This is a genomic window from Nocardia gamkensis NBRC 108242 (assembly GCF_001612985.1).
In the GTDB taxonomy this organism is placed as follows: domain Bacteria; phylum Actinomycetota; class Actinomycetes; order Mycobacteriales; family Mycobacteriaceae; genus Nocardia; species Nocardia gamkensis.
Window position 1 is genome coordinate 1 of the sequence record NZ_BDBM01000095.1, and the last position, 9,322, is coordinate 9,322.

The 9,322-nt window shown below is 69.8% G+C and carries 12 protein-coding genes; 7 read left to right on the plus strand and 5 right to left on the minus strand.

The genetic code is table 11. The annotated features are described in order from the left end of the window. Positions 1-108 precede the first annotated feature (108 nt). From sp36 to NG1_RS34645, 3 genes are read left to right on the plus strand one after another with little or no spacing between them, the layout of a single operon-like run. Complete coding sequence (gene sp36 / locus NG1_RS37315) at positions 109-270, plus strand: Sp36 family protein (protein WP_085994820.1); 162 nt, start codon at positions 109-111, stop codon at positions 268-270. Positions 271-287: 17 nt separating this feature from the next. Further along, positions 288-746, plus strand: coding sequence for a RidA family protein (locus NG1_RS34640; protein ID WP_062978076.1), 459 nt, complete (start codon positions 288-290; stop codon positions 744-746). A 39-nt stretch (positions 747-785) separates the two neighbouring features. Beyond that, positions 786-1,577: an MBL fold metallo-hydrolase gene (locus NG1_RS34645; protein ID WP_062978078.1), complete on the plus strand. Its 792-nt coding sequence runs from the start codon at positions 786-788 to the stop codon at positions 1,575-1,577. Between the two features lie 66 nt (positions 1,578-1,643). Here the strand turns inward: NG1_RS34645 and NG1_RS34650 are convergent, their stop codons facing one another. Both NG1_RS34650 and NG1_RS34655 read right to left on the minus strand, forming a co-directional pair. After that, complete coding sequence (locus tag NG1_RS34650) at positions 1,644-2,318, minus strand: Crp/Fnr family transcriptional regulator (RefSeq protein WP_039794544.1); 675 nt, start codon at positions 2,316-2,318, stop codon at positions 1,644-1,646. A gap of 132 nt (positions 2,319-2,450) precedes the next feature. Beyond that, a complete protein-coding gene (locus NG1_RS34655) occupies positions 2,451-2,693 on the minus strand; it encodes a hypothetical protein (RefSeq protein WP_040864458.1) in 243 nt (80 codons plus the stop codon). Positions 2,694-2,916: 223 nt separating this feature from the next. On the opposite strand from NG1_RS34655, the gene nth reads away from it, so the two are divergent. The 4 genes from nth (at position 2,917) to NG1_RS34675 (ending at position 6,251) form a co-directional block, all read left to right on the plus strand. Next, positions 2,917-3,618 (plus strand): endonuclease III, encoded by a 702-nt coding sequence (gene nth / locus NG1_RS34660; RefSeq protein WP_062978088.1) that lies wholly within the window; start codon positions 2,917-2,919, stop codon positions 3,616-3,618. A gap of 50 nt (positions 3,619-3,668) precedes the next feature. Then, complete coding sequence (locus NG1_RS34665) at positions 3,669-4,259, plus strand: TlpA family protein disulfide reductase (protein ID WP_210750694.1); 591 nt, start codon at positions 3,669-3,671, stop codon at positions 4,257-4,259. 97 nt (positions 4,260-4,356) lie between these two features. Beyond that, positions 4,357-5,061 (plus strand): NUDIX hydrolase, encoded by a 705-nt coding sequence (locus NG1_RS34670; protein ID WP_062978080.1) that lies wholly within the window; start codon positions 4,357-4,359, stop codon positions 5,059-5,061. Next, positions 5,058-6,251 (plus strand): MarP family serine protease, encoded by a 1,194-nt coding sequence (locus NG1_RS34675; RefSeq protein ID WP_062978082.1) that lies wholly within the window; start codon positions 5,058-5,060, stop codon positions 6,249-6,251. Before NG1_RS34670 ends, NG1_RS34675 begins: the two co-directional genes overlap by 4 nt. A 52-nt stretch (positions 6,252-6,303) precedes the next feature. Here NG1_RS34675 and NG1_RS34680 read toward each other — a convergent pair whose 3' ends face one another. The 3 genes from NG1_RS34680 to nhaA are packed head-to-tail and all read right to left on the minus strand — an operon-like array spanning position 6,304 to position 9,121. Continuing rightward, positions 6,304-7,242 carry an alpha/beta fold hydrolase gene (locus NG1_RS34680; protein WP_062978084.1) on the minus strand — a complete coding sequence of 313 codons (939 nt, stop codon included), beginning with the start codon at positions 7,240-7,242 and terminating at the stop codon, positions 6,304-6,306. A gap of 43 nt (positions 7,243-7,285) precedes the next feature. Beyond that, complete coding sequence (locus NG1_RS34685) at positions 7,286-7,792, minus strand: phage holin family protein (protein WP_040864463.1); 507 nt, start codon at positions 7,790-7,792, stop codon at positions 7,286-7,288. Positions 7,793-7,825: 33 nt separating this feature from the next. Next, on the minus strand, positions 7,826-9,121 hold the full coding sequence (gene nhaA / locus NG1_RS34690; protein ID WP_062978086.1) for a Na+/H+ antiporter NhaA: 1,296 nt from the start codon (positions 9,119-9,121) through the stop codon (positions 7,826-7,828). Positions 9,122-9,322: the final 201 nt, after the last annotated feature.

A 9,322-nucleotide genomic window follows, 5' to 3' on the forward strand; every position in this document is an offset into this window, starting at 1 on the left:
GTCGCGTCCGCGACGAAGTCGCCAGCGGCGGTCGCGCACACGCGAGCCGGGCCGCGAACACGCAGCGCCGAAGGCGCTGCAAATCGAACACAGCTACGCTTCTCGCTCATGAGTGATACGACCCTGTGGGAGTACGCGACCGTGCCGCTGCTGACGCATGCGACCAAGCAGATTCTCGATCAGTGGGGAGCCGACGGCTGGGAGCTGGTCACCGTGCTGCCCGGTCCGACCGGTGAGCAGCACGTCGCCTACCTCAAGCGGCCCAAGTAGCGAAGGACGGTGACGCGATGACCCAGTGGGAGAAGAACCTCGCCGAGCTCGGAATCACCCTTCCTCCGGTCGTGGCCCCGGTCGCGGCCTACATTCCCGCGATCCGTACCGGGTCGCTGGTCTACACCTCCGGTCAGTTGCCGTTCGTGAACGGCCAGTTGTCCGCGGTCGGCAAGGTCGGCGCCGAGGTCTCGATCGAGGAGGCCGAGGAGGCTGCCCGGCTGTGCGCGCTGAACGCGCTGGCGGCGGTGCACGACCTGGTGGGCCTGGACGCGGTGGTGCGGATCGTGAAGGTGGTCGGGTTCGTCGCCTCGGCACCTGGATTCGGCGATCAGCCGGTCGTGATCAACGGCGCTTCGGAGTTCCTAGGTCAGGTCTTCGGTGACGCGGGCAAGCACGCCCGCTCGGCCGTGGGCGTCTCCGAACTTCCCCGCAACACTCCGGTCGAAGTCGAACTGATCGCCGAGGTGCGCTAGACCGGAACTGTCGGCTCCGTTTCTATCCGAGGTTTTGCGATGACGTTGACTCACCCCGCCTACGGGCAGCTCCGGCAGGTCACCGAGACGGCGGCGGTGCTGCTCGCCGACAATCCGGGGCAGATGACCTTGGACGGAACCAATACCTGGATCCTGCGCGCGCCGGGACGGTCGGACTGTGTGGTGGTGGACCCGGGACCGAAGGACAAGTCGCACACGGCCGCGATCGCCGAGGCCACCGGTGGCCGGATCGCGCTGACGCTGATCACCCACCGCCATCACGACCACACCGGCGGTATCGATCGGCTGGTCGAGCTGACCGGGACGCCGGTGCGCGCCAAGGACTCCGGCTTCCTGCGCGGCTCGTCCGCTCCCCTCGTCGACGGCGAGGTGATCGAGGCGGCGGGCCTGCGCATCACCGTGCTGGCCACGCCGGGTCACACCGGTGACTCGGTGAGCTTCGTCCTCGACGACGCGGTGCTGACCGGCGACACGATCCTCGGCGCGGGCACCACCGTGCTGGACTCCAGCGACGGCACGCTGGCCGACTATCTGTCCTCGCTGGACCGGTTGGTCGAGGCGGGCCGGGGCAAGGCGTTGCTGCCGGCGCACGGCCCGGACCACCCGGATCTGGAGCCGGTCGCCCGGTATTACATCGCGCATCGGCACGAGCGTCTCGGTCAGGTGCGGGAGGCACTGCGGGTTCTCGGCGCGGACGCGGGCGCGATGGCGGTCGTGCGGCGCGTGTACGCCGACGTGGACAAGCGGCTGTGGCCCGCGGCGCGCAGTTCGGTGCAGGCGCAGCTGGAATACCTGCGCGCGCACGGCTAACCGGAACGACAGAACGCCGGGTTCAGTGGAGCGCTGAAACCCGGCGTTCGGCGTGGAGTCCGTGCGTTACCGGGCGCGACGGGCCAGGCGCTCGGAATCGGAGATGAGCACGCTCTTGCCCTCCAGCCGCAGCCAGCCGCGATGCGCGAAGTCGGCGAGCGCCTTGTTCACGGTCTCGCGGGAGGCGCCGACCAGCTGGGCGATCTCCTCCTGGGTCAGGTCGTGGGTGACCCGCAGCGCGCCCGCCTCCTGAGTGCCGAAGCGCTGTGCGAGCTGCAGCAGCGCCTTGGCGACCCGGCCGGGGACGTCGGTGAAGATCAGGTCGGCCAGGTTGTTGTTGGTCCGGCGCAGGCGGCGGGCGAGAACGCGCAGCAACTGCTCGGCGATCTCGGGCCGCTGGTCGATCCAGGTCTTGAGGGCGTCGCGGTCCATCGTCACCGCACGCACCTCGGTCACCGTGGTGGCGGTGGAGGTGCGCGGGCCCGGATCGAAGATCGACAGCTCGCCGAACATGTCGGACGGGCCCATGATGGTCAACAGGTTCTCGCGGCCGTCGGGCGAGCGGCGTCCGATCTTCACCTTGCCGGACGTGATGATATACAGCCGGTCGCCCGGCTCACCCTCGTTGAAGATGACGTGACCGCGCGGGAAATCCACCGGCTGAAGTTGCTTGGCGAGGGCGGCCACCGCAGTGGGCTCGACGCCCTGGAAGATGCCTGCTCTGGCGAGGGCCTCGTCCACGAATGTGCTCCTTAGGGAAATGGCTCTGTACTGGACCGAAGCGACTCGGCCAACAGCGCAGTCTACGCGGCGTCACTACAGCGTAGTGACGGACACCACGTAACGAGTGGATTGCGCGGCGCGCACGCCGGGTCAGCTCGCGCGGGCCACGTCCATCTCGTCACCGCGGGAGCGACGCCTGCGCATCCGGGCCACGGCGGCGGGCAGACCGAGCTTCGTCAGCTCTTTCACCTCGGCGTTACTGGCCTTGTCCAGGTACTGCTGAACCTCTTCGTCGGGTTCGAGAAGCTTGCGGAGCCGGTTCTCGACCCGCTCCATACCCAGTGCGAACAGCATCAGCACCACTGGGAAGAGCACCACAGCGAGTCCTTGCATGACGAGCAGTAAACACCGTCGAGGTCTCAGATGGAACACGGCAACTGAACTGGAAGGGCAACGTTGTCTGCCGATTCCGTATGGTGGACGGGTGCGCGTCTCCCCCTCCACCGCCGCCGGGAACGGGCTTGCCCCCGGCTCCGATCCCAACGGAACGCCGCCGGTCGCCGCCGCGGCTCCACAACGGAAAACCAGGGCGCGACAGGCGGAAACCCGGCTCGGGCTGGTCCGCCGCGCGCGCCGGATGAACCGCGAACTGGCGACCGCTTTCCCCGACGCGCATTGTGAGCTGGATTTCACCACACCGCTCGAACTGGCGGTCGCGACAATACTTTCGGCACAGTGCACCGACGAGCGGGTGAATCTCACCACGCCCGCGCTGTTCGCCCGGTACCCCGATGCCCGCGCCTACGCCGAGGCAAACCGCGCGGAGCTGGAGGAATACATCCGGCCGACCGGCTTCTTCCGGAACAAGGCCGCCTCGCTGATCGGACTCGGCCAAGCGCTGCTGGAACGATACGACGGTGAGTTGCCTCACACCCTGACCGAACTCGTCCAGCTGCCCGGCATCGGGCGCAAGACCGCCAACGTCATCCTCGGCAACGCGTTCGGGGTGCCGGGCATCACGGTCGACACCCATTTCGGCCGTCTGGTGCGCCGCTGGGGATGGACCGACGAGGAAGACCCGGTCAAGGTCGAGCACATCGTCGGCGCGCTGATCGAGCGCAAGGAATGGACGATGCTCTCGCACCGGGTGATCTTCCACGGACGGCGGGTCTGCCATTCCCGCAAGCCGGCGTGCGGCGCTTGCGTCCTGGTCAAGGACTGCCCGTCGTTCGGTATCGGGCCGACCGATCCGGAGGCCGCGGCCAAGCTGGTGAAAGGGCCGGAGCGCGAGCATCTGCTGGAGCTGGTGGGCCGGTGAGCTCGGAGCCCTCGGGCCGAAGGAGGAGGGGGCATGCGTGGCGCTGGGCATTGGCAGGTCTGATCGTGGTGGTGGCGCTGGCGGTCGCGGTGTGGCCGCGCGGCGACGAGGCGACGGAGCAGCCGCAGTCGCCCCCCGCCGCCTCCGGCGTCTCCGATGACCTGCGCGCTGCCGCCCATTTGCCCGACTGCCCCGGCGGCGCCGCCACCGGCAGCGGGCCGCTGGCCGGGATAACGCTGGATTGCCTGGCGAACGGCAGGCCGGTGGACCTGGCCGCCGCGCTGGCGGGCAAGCCCGCTCTGCTGAACCTGTGGGCCTACTGGTGCGCACCGTGCGCCCAGGAGTTGCCGTATTTGCAGCAATACGCCCAACGCGCCGGGAACGCGATTACCGTGCTGACCGTGCACAGCGACCCTGATGAGGCCAAGGCACTGTCCCGGCTGCGTGGGCTGGAGGTGCGGTTGCCAGGCGTTTCGGACGCCGACGCGCGAGTGCGTACGGCCGTAGGGGCCCCCGCGGTATTGCCGATCTCGGTGCTGGTGCGTGCCGACGGCTCGGTCGCCGATGTCGTGGTGCGGGCTTTCGGCGGGGTGGATGACATCGCGAATACGGTCGCGGGCAAGCTCGGAGTGGCCGCGTGACAATGCGGGTGGACGAATCAATGGTGGAGGTGACGGTGCGGGCGTGCACGCGGGCCGGTGAGCGAATGCGCGGGGGAGGTGTGCGTTGAGCATCGAAATGCCGCCCGGCATCCCGGATTGGCTGACCCGCTCGGCCGAACCGGCTACGGAGGACGCCGACACCCTGACCAGGGAGCGTGTGCTGCGCCGCGCCCTGACCCTGACTTCGAAGCCGCGGCAAGCGGCGGTGCTCGTGCTGTTCGGTGGCTCGCCCGAGCCGGACCCGGCCGCGCCGGGCGGACTGCCCGCCGACGCGGAGGTGCTGCTCACCCAGCGCGCCTCCACCATGCGCCAGCACCGAGGCCAAGTGGCCTTCCCCGGCGGTGCGGTCGACCCGGGCGACGCCGGGCCGATCGATACCGCGCTGCGCGAAGCGTGCGAGGAGACCGGTCTCGACCGTTCCGGTGTCGAGCCGTTCGCGGTGCTGCCGAAACTGTTCGTGCCGCCGTCGCGCTTCGACGTCACGCCGGTGGTCGCGTACTGGCGCACACCGGGCACTGTGGGGGTGGTCGACCAGAGCGAGACCGAGCGGGTCGTGCGCGTCCCGCTCGCGCAGCTGCTGGATCCGGTCAACCGCTTCCTGGTCCGCAGCCCCATGGGCTATCAGAGCCCGGCGTTCCAGGTCGACGGGATGCTGGTCTGGGGTCTGACCGGCGGCATCCTCGCCGGGATCAGCAAGGCCTGCGGCTGGGACCGAGCGTGGGACCACGGGGACGTTCGTGATCTGGAGACCGCACTCGCCGCCGTGGGGATGACGTTATGAGTTCGTCGGCCTGGCTCGACATCGCCGTCGTGCTGTTGGCGCTGCTGGCCGCCTCCTCGGGATGGCGCCAGGGCGCGGTGGCCTCCGCGCTCGCCTTCCTCGGTGTGGTGCTCGGCGCGGTCGCGGGCATCCTGATCGCGCCGCACATCCTGGTGCACGTCGACGAGGGCCGCACCAGAGTGCTCACCGGTGTGCTGCTGATCGTGGTGCTGGTGATCGTCGGTGAGGTCGCGGGCATGGTGCTGGGGCGCGCCGCGCGCAGCGGTATGCGTCATCCGTTCACGCGCAGCGTGGACAGCGCGGTCGGCGCGGTGTTGCAGGCGGTCGCCGTGCTGGTCACCGCGTGGCTGCTGGCGCTGCCGCTGGCCACGTCGTCGCAGCCGGCCATCGCCACGGCGATCAACGGCTCTCGGGTGCTCGCCGATGTCAACGACGTCGCGCCGAACTGGCTGCGCAGGCTGCCCAACGAGTTCTCCAAGCTGCTCAACACCTCCGGCCTGCCGGACGTGATCGGGCCGTTCGGACGGGCGCCGATCGCGGCCGTGGAACCCCCCGATCCGAGCGTGCTGGCCAGCCCGGTCGCCGCCTCGCTCCAGCAGAGCGTGCTGCGCATCCGCGGGGTCGCGCCGAGTTGCCAGCGGGCGCTGGAGGGCTCGGGCTTCGTCATCGCGCCCGAGCGCGTGATGACCAACGCCCACGTCGTCGCGGGCACCACGAGCGTCGCGGTGGACACCCCGCGCGGCCCGCTGGACGCGAACGTGGTCCTGTTCGACCCGTCCAAGGACGTCGCGGTGCTCGCCGTGCCCGGTCTCACCGCCCCGGTGGTCCCGCGCGCGCCGGCGCCCGCGCGGTCGGGCGACAGCGCGATCGTGCTCGGCTACCCCGGTGGCGGCCCGTACACAGCGAGCGCCGCCCGGGTGCGCGAGACGCTGGATCTGACCGGTCCGACCATCTACCGCAACGGCACCGTCGAACGCGAGGTCTACACCGTCCGCGGCCAGGTCAGGGCGGGCAATTCCGGTGGGCCGCTTGTGGATACCGACGGGCAGGTGCTCGGCGTGGTCTTCGGCGCCGCCGTCACCGACGACGACACCGGTTACGTGCTCACGCTCGCGGAGGTCCGCGCGCAGCTCGACGCGGCCGAACGGGTCAGCGCCGCGGTGGACACCGGCGCCTGCGTTCTCAGCTGAATCGGCGTCCCCGGCCACGGGCATCCGTGGCCGGGGAGGCATCCCCCGCGGCTCAGGCCAGAAGTTTGGCCAGTTCCGTCGTCACGGCGTCCGGGTTCTCCTGGTGGGCGAAGTGCCCCGCCGCCGGGATGGTGACCAGTCGCCGCTCCGGTGCGAGATGAGGATCGCGGCGGAAGGTGCCCGCCAGCACGTACGGGTCCAGATCGCCGCGCATGGCCAGGACCGGGATGTGGATGGGTTCGCGCATGGTCGCCATGAACCGGCGGCCATCCGGGCGCCACTGGCTGCGGAAGGCCCAGCGCTGGTACTCCAGCGCACAATGCGCGGCGCCGGGAATCCGGATCGCCGAACGCATCCGCTGGGCGGTGTCGACGAATTCGGCGGTGCCGGTCCATCCCACGCTCACCCGCTGACGCAGCAGCCGCTCGACCTCGAAGCCGTCGGCGGTGGTCAGCAAGTACTCGCCGTACCGGGGCAGCTGGTAGCGAAGGAAGTTCGGCAGCCAGGCCGCGCGCTGGCGGCGGCTACGCAGCACGGAACTCTTCAGCGCCGACGGATGCGGCGAGCCGACCAGCGCGATCGAGCGAACCAGTCGCGGATGCAGCACCGCGGTGGTCCAGCAGACCAGTCCACCGTCGGCGTGCCCGACCAGCGTCGCCTCGGTGTAGCCGAGCGCCCGGATGAGGCCGGCGACGTCACCGGCGAGCGTCCAGCCGTCGTAGCCGCGCGGCGGCTTGTCGCTGTCGCCGTAGCCGCGCAGGTCGACGGCGACAACGCGGTGACCGAGCTCGGCCAGGCCGGTCAATTGGTGACGCCAGGACCACCAGAAGTCCGCGAAGCCGTGCAGCAGCACGACCAGCGGAGCGTCGGCCCGCTCGGGCGCCGCCGCGTCCACGACGTGGAATCGAATGCCGTTGGCGTGCACGTCCCGATGCGTCCACGGTCCGTCGTAACGGACGCTGGACGGATCCGGAAGCAAGTTCGCCGACACGGCGACCGAGCCTAGTAGCCGTCGTACCGGCCCGCGCACGCGCCTAGGAAGCGGGCTTCTCCAGGGCGAGACGGTCGTCGTGCGCGGACGCGCCCAAGCTGTGCGGCAGCACCGTGCGCGCCTGCTTGAGCGAATCGATCGTCTTCTCCGGCGCGCGCAGTTTCTTCACCCGCCGGTATCCGAGGAACGCCAGTGCCGCGGTGGCCACGATCATCAGCAGGAAGACGATCAGGAAGGCCGCCCAGCGCGCCAGCCACACGTCGAGCAGTTCGCCGAGGAAGAAGAAAAAGAAGAAGGTGCTGAACAGCAGCACGGTGAGCGCGAGGATGAAGTAGACGCTGCCCTGCAGGCCCTTCTTGATCTCACCGGTGACCTCGGCCTTGGCCAGTTCGACCTCGGCGCGGACCAGGGTCGACATCTGCTCGGCGGCGTCGCGGACCAGGCTCCCGAAGCTCGCGGAGCCGAGCGGATCGGCGTCCGAGAGGGGAATGGAGGTGACCGTACGACCGCGCTCCGCGCCGCTCCCGTTACCGCCGTGGTTGAAACTCACTTGGTCGACCCTTCTCCCTGTCCCGGCACTGCTTCAACTCCCGTTCGAACGGCGGCGCTCCCGGTGCCCTCCGTGGTCACGCAGGCTACCGCCTCCGGACGGATCGCTCGTGCCGCCGTCCTGTTCACGTTCTAGCGCACGGGCGTCCCGCCGAGCCTGGTGGACACGCCCACGCCGCAACAGTAGCGCCGAACCGGCGAGCGACGCCGCCATTGATGTGACCAACACAGCGGCTTTCGCCAACTCGACGTCCGCGACACCGGCGAGCGCGAGCTCCGCCACGAGAAGGCTAACCGTGAAGCCGATCGCGCCGAGCACCGACAGGGCGAACATGTCCCGCCAGCCGAGCCCGGTGGGGCGCTTCGCGACGCCCAACCGGATTGCCACCCAGCTCATCCCGAAGATCCCGAGGGGCTTGCCCACGAGGAGTCCGAGAATCACGGCGAGTGCGAGCCGATTGGTGTACAACTCGCCGAACACCGTGGGATTCAACGGAACCCCGGCGGCGAACAGGGCGAACATCGGAACGCAGAACCCGGCGGAGACCGGCTGGAAGAGGTGCTCGAGCCGGGTGGCGGGCGCTCGGAGTTCTCCGGGATCCGGGCGCACCCTGGTGAGCAGGCCGAGCGCGACGCCCGCCAACGTGGGATGGATGCCCGCCTCGTGCAGCGCGTACCAGGACACCAATGCCAGCGGGACATAGAGCAAGGGCGTGCGGATCCGAGCGCGCTGCCCCATCGACCACCCGGCGAAGCATCCGGCCGCGACGAGCAACCACAGCAGCGACACCGCCGTGGTGAACAGCACCGCGATCACCACGATCGCCATCAGGTCGTCGACCACCGCGAGACTGAGCAGGAACACCCGCGCGCCCGCCGGGATGCGTGAACCGGTCAGCGCCAGCACGGCGAGCGCGAACGCGATGTCGGTGGCGACCGGGATGGCCCAGCCGCGCTCCATGCCGGGGATGCCGAACCCGACGACCGCCGCGATCAGCGCGGGGGTGATCACGCCGCCGATCGCCGCGATGACCGGCAGGGTGGCGCGTCTGCGGTCGGCGAGTTCGCCGACGACCAGTTCGCGTTTGAGTTCCAGTCCGGCGACGAAGAAGAACACCGCCAGCAGACCGTCCTCGGCCCAGTCGGCCAAGGTCAGGTCCAGGTGCAGCGGCGGGATCGCGACGACCGTCTCGGTCATCGACACATAACTCGCTGCCCAGGGCGAGTTCACCCACAGCAACGCGATCGCGGCCGCGATCAGAAGCAGTGCGCCGCCGACGGTTTCCGTGCGGAGGTAGCGGGACAATTCCGAGTGCACTCGCGTGATCACGGGAAACCTTTCGGGCGGCGGCCGGGCAGCACTGCGGCGGCACCCACCGGAACCGGCTCAACGGGTGCGCGACCGCTCGCCGACCAGACTTCCCGGCACACCTCACGCAATCTTAACGGGTGCGGCCGGTGACAGGTCCGCCACCGGCCGTCTCAGGGCTGCCCGGTCAGTCCTTGCCCGCCCGGATCGCCTCGAAGACGC

Bases quoted from the DNA above. Each gene is read 5' to 3' on its own strand.
- NG1_RS34645 (WP_062978078.1), top strand. From the start codon at position 786: ATGACGTTGACTCACCCCGCCTACGGGCAGCTCCGGCAGGTCACCGAG.
- NG1_RS34655 (WP_040864458.1), bottom strand. From the start codon at position 2,693: ATGCAAGGACTCGCTGTGGTGCTCTTCCCAGTGGTGCTGATGCTGTTC.
- NG1_RS34670 (WP_062978080.1), top strand. From the start codon at position 4,357: ATGCCGCCCGGCATCCCGGATTGGCTGACCCGCTCGGCCGAACCGGCT.
- NG1_RS34640 (WP_062978076.1), top strand. From the start codon at position 288: ATGACCCAGTGGGAGAAGAACCTCGCCGAGCTCGGAATCACCCTTCCT.
- sp36 (WP_085994820.1), top strand. From the start codon at position 109: ATGAGTGATACGACCCTGTGGGAGTACGCGACCGTGCCGCTGCTGACG.
- NG1_RS34675 (WP_062978082.1), top strand. From the start codon at position 5,058: ATGAGTTCGTCGGCCTGGCTCGACATCGCCGTCGTGCTGTTGGCGCTG.